Source organism: Arthrobacter glycogeni, assembly GCF_054510815.1.
In genome coordinates, this window is the sequence record NZ_JBTNDV010000004.1 from 205,563 (window position 1) to 227,507 (window position 21,945).

Sequence of the window (21,945 nt, forward strand, 5' to 3'; positions counted from 1 at the left end):
CCGGGCGTGGCGGGCCAGCAGGCGTAGGTCGCGTGACGGAACTCGGCTGGCTAGAGTCGAAGGATGGAACAACGAACTCTTGGCAAAACTGCACGCTCCGTTTCGACAGTAGGACTGGGAACCTGGCAGCTCGGCGCCGACTGGGGAGACGTCGACCCGACGGCCGCTACTGCAATCCTCCACTCCGCTGTTGACTCCGGCATCACCTTCTTCGACACCGCCGATGTGTACGGCGATGGCCGCAGTGAACAGACCATCGGCGCTTTCCTCGCTGATAACCCAGGCGTTGACCTGACCGTCGGGACCAAAATGGGCCGCCGGGTGGAACAGGTGCCGGAGAACTACACGCTGGCTAACTTCCGCCAGTGGGTCGACCGGTCCCGCACCAACCTCCGGATGGACACCCTTGACCTGGTGCAACTGCACTGCCCGCCGTCGTCGGTCTACTCCGACGCCGAGGTCTACGACGCCCTCGACACCCTCGTCAGCGAAGGGGCCATCCGTCACTACGGTGTCAGCGTTGAACGCACCGACGAGGCACTGGCTGCCCTCCACCACGGCAGCGTCGCCACCATCCAGATCATCCTCAATGCCTTCCGTCTCAAGCCCCTGGACGAGGTGCTCCCCGCAGCCAAAGCGGCGGGCGTCGGCATCATCGCGCGGGTCCCGCTCGCCTCGGGTCTACTCTCAGGCAAGTACTCGACGGACACCACGTTCGCCGAGAACGATCACCGGAACTACAACCGCACCGGAGCGGCCTTCGACGTCGGCGAAACCTTCTCCGGCGTGGACTTCGCCACTGGTCTCGCCGCAGTGGAGGAGTTCGAGGCATTGGTTCCCGACGGCGTCACCACCGCCCAGGCGGCCATCGCCTGGATCGTGGCCCAGGACGGCGTCAGTACCGTCATCCCCGGCGCCCGCACCACGGACCAGGCCCGCGCCAACGCCGCGGCGGCGGACACCGACAATCTGGGCGTTGGATTGGACGACGGCGTCCGGGACATCTACAACCGCCACTTCCGGGAGGCGATCCACCCGCGCTGGTAAATACCGGCTGCGCATCCCCAACCGGTTGATAACAGCGGCCCCCACCCATTCCGGGTGAGGGCCGCTGCAGTGTGTGGTACTGCTACCAGCTGTCCTTCGACAGCCTGATGATTACACGCCGAACAATGCCGACACGCGGGTCAGGGTCTGAAAGACGCCGTAGGCCAAGGGCACAACCACAAGTGCCCAAACGAACGTGGTGCTAGCTGCCTTCATCTCATGCCTCCATAGCGGGTTCTTTAGTAGACGTCCCGGTGGTGGGCTTCGCCTTTGGTTCGTGGAACTTCGAGTCGACCGGGGTGATCATCAGGTTAGCGATGAAGCCGACAATCAGCAGGCCCACCATGGTCAGCAGCGCCGGCTGGTAGGCAGCGGCGGTGAGCTCACCGGGCGTGCCCTGGGCGTCGAGGAAACCGTTGACGATCAGTGGTCCAGCAATGCCCGCAGCGGACCAGGCGGTCAGCAGGCGGCCGTGGATGGCACCGACCTGGAACGTGCCGAACAGGTCGCGCAGGTACGCCGGGACGGTAGCGAATCCGCCGCCGTAGAAGGAAATGATGAAGAACGCCAGGAAGACAAAGAGGACGGTCGTGCCTGCTCCGGCGAGAGCCAGGGTGGTGTACAGCAGGGCGCCGACGCCCAGGTAGACCATGTAGATGCGCTTGCGGCCAATGATGTCGGAGGTGGAGGACCAGACGAAGCGGCCTGCCATGTTGCCAATCGAGAGGAGACCCACGAAACCACCGGCTATGGCGACAGTGATTGCCGTGGTGCCATCGGATTCGCGGAAGAAGTCCTGGATCATGGGCGACGCCTGCTCGAGGATACCGATACCGGCGGTAACGTTGCAGAAGAGCACAATCCAGACCAGCCAGAACTGCTTGGTCTTGATCGCGTTTTTCGCCGAAACGTTGTCGGAGGTGACGAGAGGCTTGGCCTTCAGCGTCGACGGGTCGAAGCCTTTGGGCTTCCAGTCCGCGGCCGGAACCTTGATGGTGAACGCACCGAACATCATGTAGACGAGGTAGACCGCTGCGAGGGTGAGGAAAAGCATGCCTACCGCTTCGCCGCTGGCCACCCAGTCAGCTGCGCCGGAGCTGGGGTCATACATGCGAAGCAGCTGGGTGGATAGCGGGCTGGCGATCAACGCGCCGCCGCCGAAGCCCATGATGGCCATACCGGTGGCCAGTCCTGGCCTGTCCGGGAACCACTTGATCAGGGTGGAGACCGGCGAAATGTAGCCGATGCCCAGGCCAATACCACCGATGAAACCGTAGCCCACATAGACGAGCCACAACTGGTTGGTGAAGATCCCGAGTGAACCAACCAGGAAGCCCCCCGTCCAGAACAGCGCCGAGGTGAACATCGCCATCCGGGGGCCGTTCCGGTCCACCCAGGTACCCATCACGGCGGCGGACAAACCCAGCATCACGATGGCGATGGAGAAGATCACGCCGATCTGGGTCAGGCTGGCATCAAAGTGCTCAACCAGAGCGGTCTTGTAGACGCTGGTAGCGTACGCCTGGCCAATACACAGGTGTACCGCCAACGCAGCCGGAGGAATCAGCCAGCGGTTGTACCCCGGCGGCGCGATGGTGTGTTCTCGGGCAAGCCAACTCATCAATAACTCCTTCGTCACGAAGAGCGTGGGGGAGCAGCCAGGACGGCGGCTACTAACGCTACGTGGAATTTAGTTTTCAGTACTCAACCTCCCTATGCTAGACGAAGATCACAGCCGGCGATGAACGGTAGTTGCGATGCGATAAGCGGTCGGGTCTTTTGGGTCTGGGTCAGCGGCGGGGCGCGAGGGCCGCGTAGTATCCCGGGATCTGCTCCGGCTGGTCCTTCTCACGCATGGCGACGGCATCGATGGTCACCGGGCCGTCCTCAAGAACAGCCCACCCGGCGTCGTCGAACGCGGTTCGCCGCTCGCCCGGACCGAAGTGACCCGGCTTGGGTAACCCTTCGATCGCCAGCTTCAGGGGTTTGGGAATCTGGCTTGGGGTTGCACCCAGGCGGGAGATGTAGCCTAGGGAGTCGCCCCGATAGTTGGTTTCGACCAGGAACACCCGCCCCTCAGCGCCCACCAGAGATCGCAGATTGGCTGCGAGGGCGGCCCGGGACGCCGGGGCCAAAACGTGGAACACACCGCGGACAAAAACGTTGGAATCCCCCAGCTCGGCTGCGAGCAGCTCCCCCGCACCAACCACTGTGCAGTCGACAGTGCGGAAATCCACCCGGTGCTCGGTCGTCGACTCGGCCAGGGCGTGCGAAGTGGCGCTCGGCGCAACGTCCACTCCGATGGCCCGCGGGAAGCGGGTCGCCAGCAACCGGGTGAAGCTCCCGTGACCCGACCCGACGTCGACCACCGGCAGCGCCGGGTTCAGGGTGCGGAGCAGGGCCGGGAGGTAGCTGTTGAACTCGCGGTCACTGCCAGCATCCCACAGCACATCGCCGTCGGCCCCGGTGCTTTCGATCCGACCCCAATAGCCTTCCCAGGCAGCATTCCTATCTCTGGGTACCCCTGAGGAGAGCCTGATGATCGCTGGGAGCAATAGATACTTCTTCAGGGGCGATGGCACCGGTCAACGCTCGTCTCTGAGCCGGTCGACGCGAGGCGCGACCTGTTCCGCACGGAGCAGATCCCCCATCGTCGTCGCCTCGGTTGGCCCGCCGAGTCGGTATCCCTGCCCATAGCCGCTCGGAAGGAACCCTGTTTTTTCGGCCATCTACCCCTCCCGTAACCAGTCGAGCGCGACCGATTCGGTGGTGAAAAATCGGGTGGGGCACGGGAGCGTACTCACCCCTAAAATGAAGTTGGCGATCACCTTATCCACCTGCGACGAGCCGAGCAGGGCAATCCTCGACGCTGAGCACGGCAAACCAAACACGGTCCGCGCTCCCCGGCTGACCGCCTCTGTCGTGGCCATGTCGACGAGCATCGGGCGACTGGTACCAGCGCATAATTCGTTCACCCGGCCCATCGCCAGGCGAGCGTCTTCTTCGACGATGGAGATCCCGCGGGCCCACCGCAACCGCAGGATGTTGTCGGAGCCGAGAACCAGTGTGGCGTCGATCCCGTCGATCCGGTCCGGCACCGCCTCACCCACCGGGGATCACCGCGTAGCACCGAATGCCCGGCGGCGCGGGTATGCGATGGAAGTCAATCCGGCTGAGACCATGAATACAGCATAGGACCCCGGCGCGCGCCGCCCGCTATAGGTCGGCGTCACCGGGGATTCGGGTGCTCATCACCCGGGCCAGCACAGCAAACCGCTCGTTGCCTGGCAGGTCCCCGATCAGCACAGCTCGGCCCTCCGGACCGGCCAGCGGGATCCGCCAGTTAGGGTACTCGTCCTTGGTCCCCGGCTGGTTCTGGGTGCGCCGCTCCCCCACCGCGTCGGTCAACGCAACGCCGAGCAGCACCGACGGAGTTCTCACGATGAACTCATGGAGCGCCATGACCGTTGCCTCAACACTTTCGGGGGCTCCCCCAGCCGCTGGCCCGGTCACCGACCGGACCAGCGACAACACCGACTCCTGGGCGGCGGCGTCGGCAGCCCGCTCCTCCTCCACCTGACGGTTGAGGAGCCCGAGGGATTCCCGCAGGTCAACGTGTTCGCCGGCCAGATACCCGGCGGAGGGCGGCAGATCGTGGGTGGTGACGCTGGTCAGGCATCCCTGACGGTAGTTTTCGGGGCGGCGCGGGCCGCCGTCGTCGTGCTCAAACCACAGAATCGAGGTGCCGAGGATGCCGCGTTCGGCGAGGTAATCCTGCACCCCCGGCTCAAACACGCCGAGATCCTCTCCGATGACAACGGCGCCAGCCCGCTGCGCTTCGAGGGCCAGTATGCCGATCAGGGCCTCGTGATCGTAGTAGACGTAGGTACCGTCGCCGGATCCGCCGCCCGCGGGGATCCACCAGAGGCGGAACAGTCCAAGGATGTGGTCCACCCGGATGCCGCCGGCGTGTTTGAGGACGGTGCGCAGCATGTCGCGGTACGCCGTGTACCCGGATTCGGCGAGTCGGCCCGGATGCCACGGCGGCTGACTCCAGTTCTGGCCCTGCTGGTTGAACATGTCCGGTGGCGCGCCGACGCTGATTCCGTCGGTCAGGACACCACGCAGCGACCAGGCGTCGGAGCCGTGAGCGTGCACGCCCACGGCCAGATCATGGATGATCCCGATGGTCATCCCGGCGTCCACTGCACCCTGCTGCGCGGCGGCGAGTTGCTCGTCGCAGAGCCATTGCAGCCAGAGATGGAATCCGATCCGGTCCGTCAGCTCGACGCGCCTCGCGTCGACGTAGGAGGCGTCGTCCCACTCGGGGGCGCCTGGGGCGAGGATTTCGGCGAGCGCACACCACAGGGCGAAGTTCTCCAGCCCGGCTCCTTCGTGGCTGCAGAACTCCTCGAAACGACGTTGCCGGCCGGTGTTCAGGGGCACCCGGTGGATGGCTTCCAACGCGCTGAGCTTCGCGGCGTAGCTGCTGTCCCGGTCCAGGATGTCCGCGTGGTGGTTGACCTCCCGGAGGATGGCTGCGTCCAGCTCCACGGCCGCCCTCGCGGGTCCGGACAGGTCGGCGAACTCCGGCACGTCCTCCACCCGGAGGTACAGCGGATTGAAGAAGCGCCGGGTCGATGGGAGGTAGGGCGACGGTTCCACCGGCGGGGTGGGCTCGGCTGCGTGGAGTGGGTTGATGAGGATGAAACCGGCGCCCCTGTTGGCCGAGAATTCGGCGAGTTGCCCGAGGTCGGCAATGTCCCCGATTCCCCACGAGTCAGCGGACCGCACCGAGTACAGCTGAGCCATGAGCCCCCAGGTCCGGGTCAGTCGTGCAGTGGTATCCAGTCGCTGCGGGGTGACGACGAGCGTGCACTGGGCGTCGTCACCGTCGGGTGATCCGGCGTGCAGCGTGTGCCAGCCGAGCGGGATGTCCTCCGGAAGGGTGAGGCGCAGCCGCTCGAGCGGGACGCCGTCAATTTCCGAGCGCTCCACCGGCGATCCCGCGATCTCGAGGTCACGCCACCCGCCATCTTCCAGCATCAGGCGGATCCGGGGACGGCTCCCGGCCGGCATGGTGATGGGGACGTCCTGGGCGATCGTCTCACGCCCGACGATCACGGGCGGCAGCGTCCGCCGCCACGATGCGGTCCCGACGTCGTGCAGGGACTGGGCGGCGTCGTCGTCCGTCTCGCAGGCCACACCCAGCGCGGTGAGCACCTTCGTCAGCGTCAGCGGACTGACGCTCTTCTCCCGGCCGTCCCAACCGCGGAAGGTTGTGCCCACATGATGGGCTTCGGCGAGTCGGAGCAGCAGTTCAGGCTCGGGTGGTCGCGGTGTATCGGTTGCTGGCATACCCACCAACCTAGGGGGTCTGGGAGTGCTTCGCTACGCTGGGATGATGGACGAACTACCGCAGGTCCGGCTCACGGCAACGGTGACCGGGACCGTGCAGGGCGTGGGTTTCCGCTACTACACCCGCGAACATGCCCGCGGGTTGGCCCTGACCGGCATCGCCACAAACCGGGCGGACGGGTCTGTCCTGGTCATTGCGGAGGGTGCTGACAGTGCCGTTCGAGCGCTGGCCCGGTGGCTCGCTTCGGCGGCGGCCCCGGGGTGGGTGGACGACGTCGATGCGTCCTACGGCGAGCCGACCGGGAATTTTTCGGACTTCAGAACCGGGTAAACCGGCCGGGGAGTAGCATGAGGGCACAGTTTCATCAGGGTCACCGGCCCGCGGCGGCCCCGTGTTACAAGGGGGCAGCCATGAGTGCCGAACCACAGTCACAGTCCGAGGAAACCCGTGCTGCGTCAACCGCTGTGGGAGCCGAGCCGCCGGTTACCCAGCGCCGAGCCCGCGAGGTCGCCGAGGCGGCCCGCGAAACCGAATGGACGCGCCCCAGCTTCGCCAAAGGCCTGTACCTTGGCAGCTTCGACCTGGGGCTAGTGCATCCGCACCCGCGCCCCCTCCCGGCGGAGCAGGAGAAGGGCGACGCGTTCATCAGGGACCTGACCACCTACGCCGCCACCCTTGACGGCAGCAGGATTGAACGCGACGCGCAGATCCCCGACGAATACCTCAGCGGGTTCGCCGCCCTCGGCGTGTTCGGCATGAAGATCCCGGAAGAGTTTGGCGGCCTCGGCCTGTCCCTGACCTACTATGGCCGGGCGCTGATGCTCCTGAGCTCAGTTCATCCCAGCATCGGCGCCCTCATCTCGGCGCACCAGTCCATCGGCGTCCCCGAACCGGTGAGAGTCTTCGGCACCCCTGAACAGAAACAGCGGTACCTCCCCCGGTGTGCTGCGGGTGCGGTCACAGCGTTCCTCCTCACCGAGGCCGACGTCGGTTCGGATCCGGCGCGCATGGGGGTGACGGCAACGCTTGACGACGACGGCGCCGACTACACCATCAACGGCAGCAAGCTCTGGACTACCAACGGGGTGATCGCCGAACTCGTGGTGGTGATGGCGAGGGTGCCCGCTCATGCGGGCGGCAAGGGCGGCATTTCGGCGTTCGTGGTGGAAGCCGACTCACCGGGCATCACCGTCGAAAACCGGAATACGTTCATGGGGCTGCGCGGTATCGAGAATGGCGTCACCCGTTTCGACAACGTCAGAGTGCCGGCGGCCAACCGGCTGGGCCGCGAGGGACAGGGCCTGAAGATTGCCCTGACCACCCTGAACACCGGCAGGTTGTCCATCCCCGCCATCTGCGCCGCTGCCGGCAAATGGTCAATGAAAATCTCCCGTGAATGGTCCAACGCGCGGGTCCAGTGGGGTCACCCGGTGGGCCAGCACGAAGCCGTCGGACAGAAAATCGCGTTCATTGGGGCCACCGCGTTTGCGCTTGAGGCGGTGTTTGAGCTGTCCGCCGGGCTGGCTGAGAGCGGCCAGAAGGACGTCCGCATTGAAGCGGCCCTGGCGAAGCTCTGGTCCAGCGAAATGGCGTGCCGGGTGGCGGACGAACTAGTGCAGGTCCGGGGCGGCCGCGGCTATGAGACCGCAGCCTCGCTCGCCGCCCGGGGCGAACGGGCAGTCGCCGCCGAGCAGTTGCTACGCGACCTCCGGATCAACCGGATTTTCGAGGGGTCCACCGAGATCATGCACCTCCTCATCGCCCGGGAGGCGGTAGACGCGCACCTTTCAGCGGCCGGGGATCTGGCATCGTCCGACGCTGACCTGGCGGCCAAGGCGAAGGCCGCACTCGGCGCGAGCGGGTTCTACGCCCGCTGGCTGCCGAAACTGATGGCTGGCCAGGGCATGAATCCTGCGGCGTACAGCGAATTCGGGAGGCTTGCCCGGCACCTGCGGTTCATCGAGCGGTCCTCCCGGCGGCTGGCCCGCAACACGTTCCTGGGGATGGGGCGGTGGCAGGCGAACCTTGAGTACAAGCAGGTGTTCCTCGGCCGGATGGTGGACATTGGGGCCGAGCTCTTCGCTATGGCTGCGGTGTGCAGCCGCGCCGAGCTGTTGAGGACCACGGAGCCCGACGCAGGGCCCCCCGCCTACGAACTGGCTGAGGCCTTCTGCCTGCAGTCGAGGGGGCGGATCGATCAGCTCTTCACCGCGTTGTGGAGCAACACCGACTCATCCGACCGGAGTCTGTCGAAACGTCTCCTCGACGGCCGCTACACCTGGGTGGAAGAAGGAATCCTCGACCCGTCAGAAGGAACCGGACCCTGGATCGCACCCCCTCCGCACGGTCCCTCCACGCGGGAGAATCTGCACCGCAACTACCGCTGACGCCTGCTCCCGCCTGGGTCAGCGCACGTTCCTGTCACAGCGCTGACGCGGTTAGCGGGCCCAGACGTGAGGGGCGGGCCGCCGGGTGCTGGGGAGGGAGTTATTCAGCCGCCATTCGTGGATCCATTCCGGCAGGATCAGGTCAGCAGGGGGTTGGCCGAGCGCGACGAAAATGTCCTCGTTGCTGACGGGCCCCTTCTTGGAGACCAGTCGAGTGGCGATCACGGCCTTGGCATAGATCTCTCCGTCGCCGACCATGCGCTGCTCGAAGTAGATTGCCCGCTCGTCGAACCCGATGATACGGGTCTCGATGGAGTACTGCTGACCGAGCGTCAGGGACTTGCGGAAGCTGATCGTCTCCCCGTTGGCCACTGGCCCCCACCCCCGACGGCGCATCAGGGACCAGGTACCGCTGCGGATCATTAGGTCAAACCGCCCCAGATCCATGAGCGAAAAATACATGCCGTTATTGACATGCATGGCAATATCAATATCCGTGGGGAGCACCCGTAGCGGCAACGATGACTCACCCCAGATGCTCAGCGCCGGGCGTCGCCGGGAAAGGAAAAGGGTTAGCAGGGTCCGGAACAGAAGATGCATGCCTCCATATTACCGGCGAGTAACATCCGGTGGGCAAGCGGATCCAGGGTCTTTGAGCCCAGATGGTGGTCACTCTGGACCCCTGGGACGGAAATGTCGCACCCGAATGTCGACTTTCACCCCCGGTGTCCGAATTGATAACCGTAGGGGCAGCGGTGGTGACCGGACTGGACCCCGAGCCGGTCACCACAGCCGACCTCGCGGTCTTCCCCACGAGATATGCCTAGACTCGGGTGATGACAGCTCCATACCCGTACGCCCTGACCTTCGACCAGTACCGTGAACGCCTGACCCGCGACTACACCCGCATGGTCGAACTGGCCCCGTCCTCCCTTGCTGCTGTGGTGCCCGCCTGTCCCGGCTGGACCGTCGAGGATCTGCTGCGGCATTTGGCGATGGTCTATCTCCACAAAGCCGAATCCATTCGCACCGGAGCTAAGCCCACCGGCATCTGGCCACCGGCCGAGCTCGCCCACATGGAGCCGGTGCACGCGCTGCGGCAATGCTACGGGCGACTGATCGAGCAGTTTGACGCCCATGCACCGGAGGATCCAACGTTCACGTGGGTCAAGGATGATCAGAGTGTGGGCTTCTGGATCCGCAGGCTAGCCCACGAAACGTCGATGCACCGCTACGACCTCGAATCGGCGCTTGGCGACCCGGTGCCGATCGACCCCGACCTCGCCACGGACGGCATCGACGAGATCCTCACCGTAATGCTTGTCCGGAGCAAACCCGACGACGACGCCACCGGCGCCACTGTCACCCTGCGCAGTGCTGGACTCGCCTGGACCCTCGCCATCAGCAGGGATGTCGTCATCCTGGAGCGCCAGGTCAGCGACCGCGCGGATGCCCAGGTCAGCGGCCGACCGTCAGAACTACTGCTCTGGCTGTGGGGTCGGGGTCCGCTGCCGGCGGGAACGCAGCCGAGCGCTGTTGCCGATGAATTGCGGCGCCGTCTGGCCTCCGCGACCTAGCGATCACAAACCGCGTGGGGTTCCACCGAAAAGCAAACGCCGTCAGACCCGGACGCCCTCCGCCTGGAACAGCGCGCTCACTGACTCGCCGGTGTGGATGCGGCGGATCGCTTCGGCAAAGGCGCTGGCCACCGAGATGACCTTCAGCTTCGGATGGGCCTTTTCGGCACCGATCGGGACGGTATCGGTGCACAGCACCTCGATGACGTCGTCGCGCTCGGTAATCCGCTCAACAGCCCCATTGGAGAAAATGCCGTGGGTGCACACCACCCGCGCCTTCCGCGCCCCCATTTTGGCCAGGTGATTGAGGAGTTCAAGGACGGTGCTGCCGTTGGCGATCTCGTCGTCGAGCACCACGATGTCCTTATCCCGGACATCGCCAATGATCGATGTGATCTGCACCCGGTCATTCTCGAAGCGTTCCTTCGCTCCCGCCGCCACCGGGGTACCCAGCAGGCGAGAGAACGCCGTCGCGGCCTTCGCGTTGCCGAGGTCCGGGGAGACCACGATGGTGTTGCTCAAGTCAAGGCCCTGGAAGTGGGCGGCTAGTTCGCGGAGCGCGTGCAGCTGATCCACCGGGACCCCGAAGAATGCCTGAACCTGCGGTGAGTGAAGGGTCATCGTGAGGACCCGCGACGCTCCGGCGGTGGTGAGGAGGTCGGCCACGAGCTTGCCGCCAATGGAGATCCGCGGCGCATCCTTCTTGTCGGAGCGCGCATAGGAATAGTGCGGCATCACCGCGGTGATCCGGCCGGCTGAGGCACCGCGGGCGGCGTCGATCATCATGAGCAGCTCCATCAGGTTCTCCTGGACGGGCTTGACCAGCGGCTGCACGATGAAGACGTCACGTTCCCGACAGTTCTCAAGAAGTTGCACCTCAAGGCAGTCGTTGGCGAAGCGCTGCAACCGGGAGGGGAGCAGCGGGACACCCAAATGCCCGCAGATCTCCTTGGCGAACCCCCCACTTGCTTGTCCACTGAAAACGGCGATCTCTTTGATCAACGGCTTACCTTTCCACGGCAGTTGGTGGGGATCGTGCTGCTCCCATTGTCGTACAGATTGGCACTTCGCGGATCCCCGTGAAGTAACGTGGACCCGCGAATCGGGGTCCTCCGAACCGACAACGACGTCTGTCCCAGGAGAACAGACCCATGCCAACGTCCCGTCCCACAACACAACAGAAGACGTCGGTGGTGTCAGCAGCGATGCGCCCGATTAACGCGGTCGTGGAACGCTTCCTGCCCAGCGCACTGGTGTTCGCCGTCGTCCTCAGCCCTCGTGGTCGCCGGGGCCGCCCTGATTTTCACCGACGCCGGGCCAGCCGACGTTCTCAACGGGTGGGGCGATGGCCTGGCCGGGCTGCTCGACTTCATGACCCAGATGGCCCTGATCCTCCTGCTGGGGCACGCGCTCGCCCACACCGGGCCGGTCAGGAAACTCCTTGCCCGCCTCGGCGGCATCCCGAGGAGCCCTATGCAGGCCTACGTCTTTGTGTTTGTGGTCGCCGCGATCGCCTCGCTGATCACGTGGGGCCTCGGCCTCGTCGTCGGTGGCCTGCTCGCCAAAGAAGTTGCCGCGCAAGCGCGCGAACGGGGCATGCCCTGCACTTCCCCATGCTGGTGGCGGCTGGATTCTCCGGGTTCGTGGTGTGGCACATGGGCTACTCGGGGTCCGGTCCGTTAACCGCCGCAACCGAGGGCTCCTTCATCGCCCATCGCCGAGCAGCTCGGCCGGACCGTCCCGATCTCCGAGACCACCTTTTCCTGGTGGAACACCACCGCCGCGGTCGCCACGATCATCCTGGTCGCCGCCGCGTTGGCACTCGTGTCCCCACGGGCGGGGGACACGATCGTCGAACTGCAGGTCGACGCACGCCATTCCGACCAGGTGACCCTCGACGACGACGTCGTCACCCCCGCCGACCGTATCGACGCCAGCCGTATCCTCACCACGTGGTGGGGCTGGCCCTCGCCGCCTACCTGGTGATTCACTGCGCACAGGGTGGCACCGCCACGTTAGATATCGTCAACTGGACGTTTCTCGCCCTCCTCTTCCTGCTGGTCCGCAACCCCTTCGAGTTGATCGCCCTCACCAAGAACGCCGCCTCCAACGTCGGCGAGATACTCCTCCAATTCCCCCTCTATGCGGGAATCATGGGCATGATGACAACAACGGGCCTCATCAACGTGGTCTCCGACGCCTTCGTGAACATCGCCAACCCCACAACATTCGGACTGTTCGCGCTCCTGTCGGCAGGGCTGGTGAACTTCTTTGTCCCCTCCGGTGGTGGACAGTTCGCCGTGCAGGCACCGATCATGCTCGACGCCGCCGAACGCCTGGGCGTGGACCCGGCAATTGCGATCATGGCCGTGTCCTACGGCGACCAGTGGACCAACATGATCCAGCCCTTCTGGGCGTTGCCACTGCTGGCCATCGCCGGCCTGAAGATGCGCGACATTCTCGGGTACACGATGGTCACCCTGATCGTCTCGGGTGTGGTGTTTGCCGGGATCTTGCTAGTCGTCGGGGCAGGCTAGCATTCGCCGTGGCCGCCCGGCACCCACGGCAAACCCTGCTCCTTCACCAACCGGCGCAGTCCGCCCTTCGGCGGCACCACCACCGGGGTGGGCCACCGGGGCGGGAGATTATCCCCCAGGGTGATCCGCCGGATTTTCCGGCCCGCCAGCGGCAGCACCCAGTCATGAATCCACCGGCGCTGCGCGAGCTCCCACTCCCTGAAGGTCCTCGGCGCCGCCGGTTCCCAGTCTTTGAGCTTAACCGAGTGCCGGACGTCGAGGAGGTCAAGCACCCGGACCGCCATGTATCTGTGGCCGGCCTTCGACATGTGCAGCCGGTCCGGGCCCCACATCCGAGGGTCCTCGTACGCGTCGAAGCTCCAATAGTCCACCAGATCCGCTCCATACCGGTCGGCGATGCGGCGGACGCCGTCGTTGTAGAGCTGATGGCGTTTGCGCAGCAGCCGGAGGGCCGGTGAGACGTTGACGTCGTACCCAGTGAACAGCAGCAGCCTCGCACCGGTGGTGGCCAGGGGTGCCACCAGATCCTCGTAGGCCGCCAGGAGGTGTGGCACCGACGTGCCGGCATCGAGAATGTCATTGCCGCCGGCGTACAAGGTGATCAGTGTAGGGCGCAGGGCCAGCGCCGGGCCCAGCTGTTCAGCGGCAATGTGGCGCAGGCGTTTGCTGCGGATCGCGAGGTTCGCGTATTCCCATCCCGGCTGGTCCTTCGCCATCTTTTCGGCCACCCGGTCCGCCCAGCCGCGAACCCCGTTGGGCAGGTGTTTGTTTGCATCCCCCACCCCTTCGGTGAAGGAATCGCCCAGCGCAACGAACAGCGGCCCGCGCTCACTCATGCCGGGCGGGCGCCCGCTCCACCCAGAGCCTCGATCCTGGCGGCGGGTTCAGTTCCGGCGGCGGTTTCAGAGGCGGAGCAGCGCATGTTCCTCGATGACTTGTTCATAGTGCTGCACCAGCAACTCGCACAGCACCGGCCAGGTGCGGCCCTGGACACTAGCGAAGGCTGCCTCGGCGAAGGCCTGCCGTTTGGCGTCATCACCCACCAGGTCCACGACGTGTCGGCGCAGCTGGGGCAGGTCGCCCGGAGGGTAGAGCCAACCGGTGCGTGACACATCGACGAGGTCAACGGGCCCGCCCCGGCCGGTCGCGACCACGGGTACGCCAGAGGCCATTGCCTCCTGGATGGTCTGGCAAAAGGTCTCAAGTTCGCCGGGGTGTACGAAGAGGTCCAGACTTGCCACTGCTGTGGCGAGGTCTGCACCTCCGAGGAATCCGGTGAAGACCGCGGCAGGGAGCGCCTCTTCGAGTGCGCCGCGCAGGGGCCCGTCGCCGATGATCACGAGCCTGGTGTGCTCGATGTCTGCCAGCACCTGTAGGTCTTCCACCTGCTTTTCGGCGGCAAGCCGGCCCACATACCCGATCAGTCGTTCCCCTCTCGGGGCAAGAGCAGTCCGGAGGTTGTCGTCACGGTGTCGGGGGTGGAACCGGCGGGTATCAACGCCCCGACGCCACAGGTGGACCCGCGGAATGCCGTGCCCCCGCAACTGGTCCACTGCGGAGGTGGAGGGAGCGAGAGTCCTGGCCGCTCCGGCGTGGATGTTTTCCACCCGCTGCCATGCCCAGTTGGCGAGGAACGGCACCCCATACCGGGCGGCATACCCGGGGACATCGGTTTGGTAGACGGCGACCACCGGGATGCCAAGCTGATCGGCTGCTCGTACAGCCCGCCAGCCTAGCTCGAAGGGGGAGGCCAGGTGAACAATATCCGGGGCAAAACCGGCCAGGATGTTCCGCACACGGGTGACGCCGCCGAGGGCTACTCGCACGCTACTGTATCCGGCCAACGGAACGGCAGGCAACCGATGGATGCGTACTTTTTCCCCACCCATCGGTTCGGCCCCGCCAGCACCGGAGGGTGCGATCACCAGCACCTCGTCGCCCCGTGCGGCGAAATGTTCGAGCATCTTTTGGACGGAATGGGTTACCCCGTTCACGGCGGGCAGGAATGTTTCGGCAACAATCACGATCCTCACACCATGACCGTGTCACCTCTCGGTTGGGTCACGGTGACAGCAGGGTGTCCAGCATCCGAAGGCCCGGTGAACAGCTGGCGACGGCGACAGGCGCCGCGGCTTCATCCTGCATCCCGCAGACTCGCCGCGAGCTCTAGGGCCAGAGCAGAGCTTTGCTCCAACCGGCTCCGTCGCGCGTGTATCGCAGCCGCAGATGGCGGCGTTCGTGGTCAGCCTGCCAGAACTCGATGAAGTCCGGAATCACCGTGTACACGGTCCAGGTGGCTGAACCGGGCGCCGGCCCATCGCCTTCCAGACGTTTTACCTGGGCAGCGACCGCGTCGTCCAGATCTGCCCTGCTCCGCAGCACGCTGCTCTGCTCTCCAGCCAGGACCAGCGCACGGGCCACCGGGTGGCGACGGCGGAAGTCGGCGTCGTTCTCCTCGGCTCCGGCTGGCCGCACCTTGCCACGGATCCGGATCTGACGGCCCACGGACGGCCAGAACAGGGTCAGCGCGGCTGCTGGGGAGGCAGCCAGTTGGCGGCCTTTCGGGCTGTCACTGCTGGTGGCGAAGGAGAACCCACTGTCGTCGACGTCCTTGAGGATCACCACCCGGGCGTCGGGGACCCCCTCCTGGTCCACGGTTGCCACTGTGACTGCGTGCGGGGCGGTCACTCCAGCGTCAGCCGCCGCGGCCAGCCACTCGAGGAACAGGTCAGTCGGTGCGCCGGGCGCTGCAGCGGGATCAAAGTCAGGGAGGTCATCGGGGAACACTGGAGTGCCACGGAGAAGATCACGCAGTGCTGGGAGCTCAGTCATGTCCTCAGCCTAGGCCCCGGCGCCGCGCTAAAGTCGATCAATGACATCCAATGAGGACCGTTTTGGTGGCGGCAGCGATCACATCCGCTGGACCACCCCGGTGGGACGGTTCCTGGTCCGCCGGGTTCGTGTTCTGGCGGGCTGGATCGGGCCGCACTGGGCCCTGCTGGTGATCCTGGTCCTCGGCGTGGGGCTTGCCGCGACACTCGCCGTCGCGTCCGCCGAAGTGTATGAGGCAGTCGCGGAAACGGACGGTATCGCGATCCTGGACCAGCCCGCGCTGGATGCGGCGGTGCAACTACGCAACCCGGTGCTGGTGGCGCTGGCTACCGGCTTCACGTTCCTGGGGGGCCCGATTGGGATGCCCATCCTGACCGCGGCAGCGATCGCCGCCCTGTGTTTCCGACGCCGAGCAGTCACCCCGCTGATCCTGGTGGGCGTGGCAGCAGCCGGTTCCCTTTTGATGACCGTCGTCGGAAAGAATGCTGTCGGCCGGCTTCGGCCGCCGCTCGAGTTCGCCGTGCCCCCGTACGAATCCTCGCCGTCGTTCCCTAGCGGTCACACGCTGAACGCCATGGTGATCAGTGGGATCATCGCCTACCTGTTGGTCCTGGGCGCGCACCGCAAGCGCACCCGAACCCTCATCATTGCCGGGGCCGTGTTATTTACCTTCCTGATGGCTGCGACCCGTGTCTATCTGGGCCACCACTGGGTCACCGATGTGGTGGTCGCAGCCACGCTTGGCCTCGGCTGGCTGGCAGTGGTGATCACCACGCATCGGCTGTGGCTGACCATCGTCGGCCGTCGCCAGGCGACGCCGCAGTAGGATCCGGCAGTCCGGATCCGGCAGTCCGGATCCGGCAGTCCGGGTCGAAGGCAGTCCGGCTAGGGGCCGGCCTGCACTGTCAGGCCGGTCGGCCAGCGCAGCGACGCTGCGATCCGGATCCGAGCCGGATCCGGATCCGGATCCGGATCCGGATCCGGTCGAGCGTACCGGGCGGGAACAGGACGACGTCGGCGTCTGTGAGCTGAGAGATCGCGCTATCCGGTCCGTTAGCCCCTTCGCGGAGCGGGTCAGCGCGGCGCGGATCCGTTTAAAGTCGGACTTGTCAGCACTGGCCGGGTGCAGCGCTGCGGTGATGGTCTCGGGCCGTGCGTCGTCGGCGTGGAGGGAATCGCCAACCCTGGTGCTGGCGTCGGTGTAGATGGTGCACACGGGGCCGGGCCGCCCGTACATGGCGGGCCTCCTGGTTCCTCCGGTGATCGACTTTGAAGTGACCGGAAATGTAGGGTTGCATTCGGTTTACGATTCTTCGCCTCGGATGAGCAGACCCACATCATGCGCAGCAAATCAGTTGTACCCCGCAGATTCGACGACCGGCAGGACGCCGGCCGCCAACTCGCCCGTGACCTCCTCCGCCTTGCCGGCTCCCCCGGCCTGTTGGTCCTCGGCCTGCCCCGTGGGGGCGTGCCGGTGGCCGCCGAAATCTCGCTGTCATTGGGATGTCCGCTCGACGTCGTTCTGGTCCGCAAAGTGGGGATGCCCGGATTTGGTGAGTTGGCGATGGGCGCCGTGGCGACCATCGGCGGCAGTCTCAGCACGGTACGCAACGGGCCGGTGATTGCGGGGCTGGCGGGCGACGGCGAAGCCGTCTTCCGGGAGGCAGCCGCCCGCGAACGAATCGAGCTCGGGCGCCGCGATGTGTTGTACCGGGCGGGGCGTCCGCCGGTGGAAATCGTCGGGCGGACTGTGGTGCTGGCCGACGACGGCGTGGCCACCGGGGCAACCCTCCGGGCCGCTATCGATGCGGTCCGCCGGCTCCGTCCGGCCGAGTTGATTGTCGCGGCACCGGTCTTCCTGGGACAGTCCCTGGCCGGCGTTCGGTCGGTGGCCGATCGGACGTTCTGGCTCTGGGACGCCGTCACGCTCGGCTCCGTGGGGCAAGCCTACCGACACTTTGAACCGGTACCCGACGGGGAGGTGCTGCGGCTGCTCGGGTCGTGACCGTGGGGGAGTTTCGACTATTGACAGCCCCTGTTGGCCCCCGGATAGTTCTCGCTACGAGGGATACCTGGATTGCTCCCTCCCCGACGGGTAGGAGCTGGTAGAGCATTCACCGCACGCTTCGCATCATGGCCGGGTTGGTGGGGCTTGTGCTGGGGGCCAGCGGGTGCGGCGGCATGGTCTCGGCACCGCCGTCGGCGAGCAACGGAAGCGCGGCGCCGTCACCGGCCGGCGGCAGCCCAGCCACCGCCGCGTCGCCGGTCATTGTCTATTTGGAGCCTCAGTTTCGAGGGTCGGAGAGTGCTGAGCTTTCCGAAATCAACCATCAGGTTCAGACCTACCTATTGGACTACCCGACCGTTTTCTCCGGAGCCTACTATTCGGAGGACCGGTCAGTTCTGACCATTGGCGTCGCGTTGCCGGAGGACCCGGCCGTAGCTGGCCTTGAAACGCTGTTGCAAAAAACGGATCCTGCGGGGACCCTGACCGAATCCGTCCCTGTCGACTATTCGTGGGCCGAACTGGACATCGCTAAAATGGAGATCGTGCAGCGCTACATGATGACCGGACCCGAAGATATCGTGAGTGTAGGCCTCGATACCTCGGTGAACGCGGTGCTGGTTACAGTGTTCCGCCAGGCGGCGGACGTTCCGCTAACCGAGAATCAAACGGCAATCGAGATCGCCCAGCAATACGGGCCAATGGTGAAATTCCGGGAGAGTTCGAGCACCGCAGCTGTTTCCGGCTCATGACGGGGCCGGAAATAAATCCGTCCGGCTCGCCGCTCAACCAAGGTGACTTCACTTTCTGGACCACCGCACCCGCCTTTCTCCACTCGAATCGGCGACAATGAGGGCATGGATTCGTTACTGCCGCGGGAGCGTACCGACCCGGCGCCGGGCGCCGTCCACCTCCCCGGCTGGCTCACCCTGGACCGGCAGCGGGACCTGGTTGAGGCATGCCGCGGCTGGGCCGCCGGACCCGTGCCAATGCGGGCCGCAAGCATGCCGAACGGCTCGCGAATGTCGGTGAAGACCGTGTGCCTGGGCTGGCACTGGCAGCCATACCGTTACACCAGGACCGCCGACGACGCCGGTGGCGGCCAGGTCGCTGGCTTCCCCGACTGGCTGGCTGAGGTGGGCCGCGATGCGGTGGCAGCAGCCTACGGCGACCCGGACCGCTACGCACCCGACGCCGCCCTCATCAACTTCTACGACGACGCGGCGGCGATGGGCATGCACCAGGACAAAGACGAGCGTTCACCCGCACCGGTGGTTTCCCTGAGTATCGGCGATTCATGCGTTTTCCGGTTCGGCAATACCGAGACCAGGAACAAGCCCTGGACCGATATCACCCTCGAGTCCGGCGACCTGTTCGTGTTCGGCGGCGCATCCCGGTTCGCGTATCACGGGGTGCTGAAAACCCACCCGGGGACGGCCGACCCGGCACTTGGCCTTAAAGGCCGGCTGAACATCACGCTCCGGGAAACCGGCCTGACCTGATCCCGTTCGGGACTTGGATGTATCGACCACCTAGCTCAGCATCCCGCGCACGTAGGCCGCCTGTCCTGCGTGCTGCAGGCAGTCTTCGACCACGCTGACCAGCCGGACCCTGAGGGTGACGGGCGGATCCCACGAGGTGTCGACGATCCGGTCCAGGTCCGTCTCGCCGAGACCGGTGATGTATTCCATAGTGCGGGAGTGAACGGCGTCGTAATAGTCCACCAGCAGCTGCGACGAACCGGGCCGCACCTCATCCACCTGAGCCGAGGTGAACCGCCCCGGGTTTAATGGAGGGTGTTGATTCCTTGAAAGGATGAGCCTTTATGGCAGCACCGAGGAAGTATCCGGATGAGCTTCGTGAGCGCGCGGTCCGGTTGGTGATGGACGCGCAGAAGGACCCTAGTGCCCGGCGGGGTGCGTGTAGTCGTATTGGCGCTCAACTAGGTATCCCGGCGGACACAATCCGTGGCTGGTTGCGTACCGTCGAGATCGACCAAGGTGTGCGGCCTGGGACGACGACTGATGACGCTGCCCGGCTGGCGGAGCTCGAGCGTGAAGTCGCTGAGTTGCGCCGGGCCAACGGGATCCTGAAATCGGCGTCGGCTTTCTTCGCGGCGGAGCTCGACCGCCCCTCGCGACGATGATCGCTTACATCGATCAGCACAAGGGCGAATACGGGGTCGGGGCGATCTGCAAACAGCTGCCGATCGCCCCATCAACGTACTACGCAGCCAAAGCCCGTCCGGAGTCCAAACGCTCCATCACGGACGCTGTGACAACGGAGCAGATCATCCGAGTGCACCGAGAGAACTACGGTGTTTACGGGGTGAGGAAAGTGTATGCGGCCCTGAACCGTGAAGGACACCGGGTAGCCAGGTGCACGGTGGAACGCCTCATGCGCCACGCTGGTTTACACGGGGTGCACCGGGGCAAGGCCCCGCGGACGACAGTGCCAGGGCCCTGCACGGACCGGCCAGCGGATCTGGTCCGTCGTCAGTTCACGGCGCTGGCACCGAATTGTTTGTGGGTCGCGGACATCACCTACATCCGCACGTTTTCCGGATGGGTTTATGCGGCGTTTGTCCTGGATGTGTTCTCCCGCCGGGTCGTCGGCTGGCAGCTGTCCACAACGCTGCATACAACCTTGGCGTTGGATGCGTTGGAGATGGGGTTGTGGACCCGCCGGTACGCCGGGAAAGACGTCTCCCAGCTCATCCATCACAGCGACAGAGGAGTTCAATATCGTGCGATCCGCTACACAGAAAGGCTCGCTGAGTCCGAAGCAGTCGCCTCCGTCGGTGCCAAGGGCGATAGTTACGATAACGCGATGGCCGAGGCACTGAACTCGCTGTTCAAAGCCGAATTGATTCGGAACAAGGGGCCCTGGAGAAGCATCAATGACCTGGAAATCGCCGTCGCGGAATACATCGATTGGTACAACCACCGACGCCTGCACAGCGAGATCGGCTACCGACCACCGGTGGAAGCCGAAACCATCTACTACTCAAAACTCCCGACCATCAAAATGATGGAACGGGTCTAACAAGCCCTCCACCAAACCCGGTGCTTGACAGAGGTGTGCCCATACCCGGTATCCGAATCGTCGAGGTTCAGGTTGAACAGCCCCGACCAGCCGCCGCTGGTCCACAGTTCCGGCGCCTTGGCGGCGTCGGCTAGGTGATTATCCTGAACCCGCGCCAGATGCCAGATCAGCCAGGCCACCGAGTTCCCTGCGCCGCCGCCGGTGAGTGCGGGCCGAAACGCCAGCTGATCCGCGTCTAGCCCCATCGCTGCGCGGCGTACAGCGTCCGGAAGCCGCCCGAAAGCTTCCTTCAGGATGTCCATTGAGCTCATCAGTCCAGCCCCTCCTTCGATAGATCGCACGGGTGACGCCCACCCATTTACAGACCGGCCTCACGGTAGAAGCCCTCAATATGCGAGGCAATCAGCGTCGACGCAGCCAACCCCGGCGAGGGGTCGTCGTCGTCCCGCGCCAGAATCGCCTGAAGGATGGCCCGGTGTTCGGAGCGCAGGCGATCAGCGGTGGCCGTCCAGTCCGGCAGGCGGCTGGTGAGCCGGAGCGTGTAGGACTCGATCGACCCGCGAAGTGAGGACATCATGGCGCCGATGAGCACGTTGCCGGCAGCTTCGGCGACCGCCACGTGGAACAGCGCATCGAGGCGCAGGAATTCTTCGGTCGCCACGCCGGGTGCGTCCATCTCATCGAGGAGCCCCTCGGCGGTGGCAATCGACGGCGCACTCGCCCTGGCCTGGCCCGCAGCCCAGGTTTCGAGCAGCAGCCTGGTCTGGACAATGTCTTCCACCGGGAGATGCGAGCTTGCCACATGGAAGCGGAGGGCGGAGCCAAGGGCGACGGCTGGGTTCGCAGTGACCACTGTCCCGGCGCCCGGCCCGGACCCCACCCCGGCACGCACCACCCCCATCGCTTCAAGGACGCGGATGCCCTCCCGCGCCGAGGCGCGGGAGACGTTCAGTTGTTCGGCCACCGCCCGCTCGCCCGGGAGGCGCTGGCCGACGGCAAGCCGGCCGGCCGCCAGCTCAGCTTCGATCCAGGACAACACCAGCTCGTGGTTACGCATAGACCCATGCTAGCCAGTGGTCCGACCACAGGCGAGGGGCCACAGTGAAGTACATGAAAAAGAGGCTTGCGCGACCGAACCACAGGCCGGTAGAGTCCA

At 65.4% G+C, this 21,945-nt stretch carries 23 protein-coding genes, 1 pseudogene and 1 other annotated feature; of the genes and pseudogenes, 10 read left to right on the forward strand and 14 right to left on the reverse strand.

The features are described from left to right. Positions 1–63: 63 nt before the first annotated feature. Positions 64–1,047 carry an aldo/keto reductase gene (locus ACX80G_RS06445; RefSeq protein WP_459306553.1) on the forward strand — a complete coding sequence of 328 codons (984 nt, stop codon included), beginning with the start codon at positions 64–66 and terminating at the stop codon, positions 1,045–1,047. Between the two features lie 111 nt (positions 1,048–1,158). Here ACX80G_RS06445 and ACX80G_RS06450 read toward each other — a convergent pair whose 3' ends face one another. The 6 genes from ACX80G_RS06450 to malQ all read right to left on the reverse strand — a co-directional run bounded on the left by ACX80G_RS06450 (position 1,159) and on the right by malQ (position 6,405). Then, positions 1,159–1,263 carry an MFS transporter small subunit gene (locus ACX80G_RS06450; RefSeq protein WP_459306555.1) on the reverse strand — a complete coding sequence of 35 codons (105 nt, stop codon included), beginning with the start codon at positions 1,261–1,263 and terminating at the stop codon, positions 1,159–1,161. Position 1,264: 1 nt separating this feature from the next. Next, the gene (locus tag ACX80G_RS06455; protein ID WP_459306557.1) at positions 1,265–2,668 is read right to left on the reverse strand and encodes an OFA family MFS transporter; all 1,404 of its coding nucleotides are present in this window, start codon (positions 2,666–2,668) and stop codon (positions 1,265–1,267) included. A 169-nt stretch (positions 2,669–2,837) separates the two neighbouring features. Beyond that, entirely contained in the window at positions 2,838–3,629 is a 792-nt protein-coding gene (locus ACX80G_RS06460; RefSeq protein WP_459306559.1) for a class I SAM-dependent methyltransferase, read from the reverse strand. A gap of 3 nt (positions 3,630–3,632) precedes the next feature. Further along, positions 3,633–3,776, reverse strand: coding sequence for a hypothetical protein (locus tag ACX80G_RS06465; RefSeq protein ID WP_459306561.1), 144 nt, complete (start codon positions 3,774–3,776; stop codon positions 3,633–3,635). Beyond that, positions 3,777–4,157, reverse strand: a complete 381-nt coding sequence (locus tag ACX80G_RS06470) for a DUF7793 family protein (protein ID WP_459306563.1) — start codon at positions 4,155–4,157, stop codon at positions 3,777–3,779. Positions 4,158–4,263: 106 nt separating this feature from the next. Then, positions 4,264–6,405 (reverse strand): 4-alpha-glucanotransferase, encoded by a 2,142-nt coding sequence (gene malQ, locus ACX80G_RS06475; RefSeq protein WP_459306565.1) that lies wholly within the window; start codon positions 6,403–6,405, stop codon positions 4,264–4,266. A 46-nt stretch (positions 6,406–6,451) separates the two neighbouring features. On the opposite strand from malQ, the gene ACX80G_RS06480 reads away from it, so the two are divergent. Further along, on the forward strand, positions 6,452–6,736 hold the full coding sequence (locus tag ACX80G_RS06480; RefSeq protein ID WP_459306567.1) for an acylphosphatase: 285 nt from the start codon (positions 6,452–6,454) through the stop codon (positions 6,734–6,736). Positions 6,737–6,816: 80 nt separating this feature from the next. After that, positions 6,817–8,793 (forward strand): acyl-CoA dehydrogenase family protein, encoded by a 1,977-nt coding sequence (locus ACX80G_RS06485; protein ID WP_459306569.1) that lies wholly within the window; start codon positions 6,817–6,819, stop codon positions 8,791–8,793. A 51-nt stretch (positions 8,794–8,844) separates the two neighbouring features. On the opposite strand, the gene ACX80G_RS06490 is transcribed toward ACX80G_RS06485, so the two are convergent. Continuing rightward, complete coding sequence (locus ACX80G_RS06490; protein ID WP_459306571.1) at positions 8,845–9,393, reverse strand: acyl-CoA thioesterase; 549 nt, start codon at positions 9,391–9,393, stop codon at positions 8,845–8,847. Between the two features lie 236 nt (positions 9,394–9,629). Between ACX80G_RS06490 and ACX80G_RS06495 the strand changes: the two genes are divergently transcribed. Beyond that, a complete protein-coding gene (locus ACX80G_RS06495; RefSeq protein ID WP_459306573.1) occupies positions 9,630–10,370 on the forward strand; it encodes a maleylpyruvate isomerase family mycothiol-dependent enzyme in 741 nt (246 codons plus the stop codon). A gap of 42 nt (positions 10,371–10,412) precedes the next feature. On the opposite strand, the gene ACX80G_RS06500 is transcribed toward ACX80G_RS06495, so the two are convergent. Next, entirely contained in the window at positions 10,413–11,369 is a 957-nt protein-coding gene (locus ACX80G_RS06500; RefSeq protein WP_459306663.1) for a ribose-phosphate diphosphokinase, read from the reverse strand. Between the two features lie 152 nt (positions 11,370–11,521). Here ACX80G_RS06500 and ACX80G_RS06505 point away from each other — a divergent pair. Next, a pseudogene (locus ACX80G_RS06505) lies at positions 11,522–12,907 on the forward strand (short-chain fatty acid transporter). On the opposite strand, the gene ACX80G_RS06510 reads toward ACX80G_RS06505, so the two are convergent. From ACX80G_RS06510 to ACX80G_RS06520, 3 genes are all read right to left on the reverse strand, one after another. Continuing rightward, positions 12,904–13,743, reverse strand: a complete 840-nt coding sequence (locus ACX80G_RS06510) for an SGNH/GDSL hydrolase family protein (RefSeq protein ID WP_459306575.1) — start codon at positions 13,741–13,743, stop codon at positions 12,904–12,906. The pseudogene ACX80G_RS06505 and the gene ACX80G_RS06510 overlap by 4 nt on opposite strands. Before the next feature lie 66 nt (positions 13,744–13,809). Next, entirely contained in the window at positions 13,810–14,940 is a 1,131-nt protein-coding gene (locus tag ACX80G_RS06515; RefSeq protein WP_459306577.1) for a glycosyltransferase family 4 protein, read from the reverse strand. 133 nt (positions 14,941–15,073) lie between these two features. Continuing rightward, positions 15,074–15,739: a pyridoxine/pyridoxamine 5'-phosphate oxidase gene (locus ACX80G_RS06520; RefSeq protein WP_459306579.1), complete on the reverse strand. Its 666-nt coding sequence runs from the start codon at positions 15,737–15,739 to the stop codon at positions 15,074–15,076. A 40-nt stretch (positions 15,740–15,779) separates the two neighbouring features. Between ACX80G_RS06520 and ACX80G_RS06525 the strand changes: the two genes are divergently transcribed. The 4 genes from ACX80G_RS06525 to ACX80G_RS06540 all read left to right on the forward strand — a co-directional run bounded on the left by ACX80G_RS06525 (position 15,780) and on the right by ACX80G_RS06540 (position 19,246). Further along, positions 15,780–16,565 (forward strand): phosphatase PAP2 family protein, encoded by a 786-nt coding sequence (locus ACX80G_RS06525; protein ID WP_459306580.1) that lies wholly within the window; start codon positions 15,780–15,782, stop codon positions 16,563–16,565. 513 nt (positions 16,566–17,078) lie between these two features. Continuing rightward, entirely contained in the window at positions 17,079–17,744 is a 666-nt protein-coding gene (locus ACX80G_RS06530) for a phosphoribosyltransferase (RefSeq protein ID WP_459306581.1), read from the forward strand. 128 nt (positions 17,745–17,872) lie between these two features. Beyond that, on the forward strand, positions 17,873–18,496 hold the full coding sequence (locus ACX80G_RS06535; RefSeq protein ID WP_459306582.1) for a hypothetical protein: 624 nt from the start codon (positions 17,873–17,875) through the stop codon (positions 18,494–18,496). A 105-nt stretch (positions 18,497–18,601) separates the two neighbouring features. Beyond that, the gene (locus tag ACX80G_RS06540) at positions 18,602–19,246 is read left to right on the forward strand and encodes an alpha-ketoglutarate-dependent dioxygenase AlkB family protein (RefSeq protein ID WP_459306583.1); all 645 of its coding nucleotides are present in this window, start codon (positions 18,602–18,604) and stop codon (positions 19,244–19,246) included. A gap of 30 nt (positions 19,247–19,276) precedes the next feature. Here ACX80G_RS06540 and ACX80G_RS06545 read toward each other — a convergent pair whose 3' ends face one another. After that, positions 19,277–19,561, reverse strand: a complete 285-nt coding sequence (locus ACX80G_RS06545; protein WP_459306664.1) for a mycothiol transferase — start codon at positions 19,559–19,561, stop codon at positions 19,277–19,279. An 8-nt stretch (positions 19,562–19,569) separates the two neighbouring features. On the opposite strand from ACX80G_RS06545, the gene ACX80G_RS06550 reads away from it, so the two are divergent. Then, positions 19,570–20,789 (forward strand): IS3 family transposase gene (locus ACX80G_RS06550; protein ID WP_459306585.1). Its coding sequence is split into 2 segments (ribosomal slippage): positions 19,570–19,849 and positions 19,849–20,789, totalling 1,221 coding nucleotides; the frame shifts between segments, so codons are not numbered across the junction. Beyond that, positions 19,848–19,961: a sequence feature (AL1L pseudoknot), on the forward strand. It overlaps the preceding gene by 114 nt. On the opposite strand, the gene ACX80G_RS06555 is transcribed toward ACX80G_RS06550, so the two are convergent. Continuing rightward, positions 20,786–21,100 (reverse strand): DinB family protein, encoded by a 315-nt coding sequence (locus ACX80G_RS06555; RefSeq protein ID WP_459306587.1) that lies wholly within the window; start codon positions 21,098–21,100, stop codon positions 20,786–20,788. The two genes, ACX80G_RS06550 and ACX80G_RS06555, sit on opposite strands and share 4 nt — an antisense overlap. A 47-nt stretch (positions 21,101–21,147) precedes the next feature. Next, positions 21,148–21,846, reverse strand: coding sequence for a FadR/GntR family transcriptional regulator (locus ACX80G_RS06560; RefSeq protein WP_459306589.1), 699 nt, complete (start codon positions 21,844–21,846; stop codon positions 21,148–21,150). Positions 21,847–21,945: the final 99 nt, after the last annotated feature.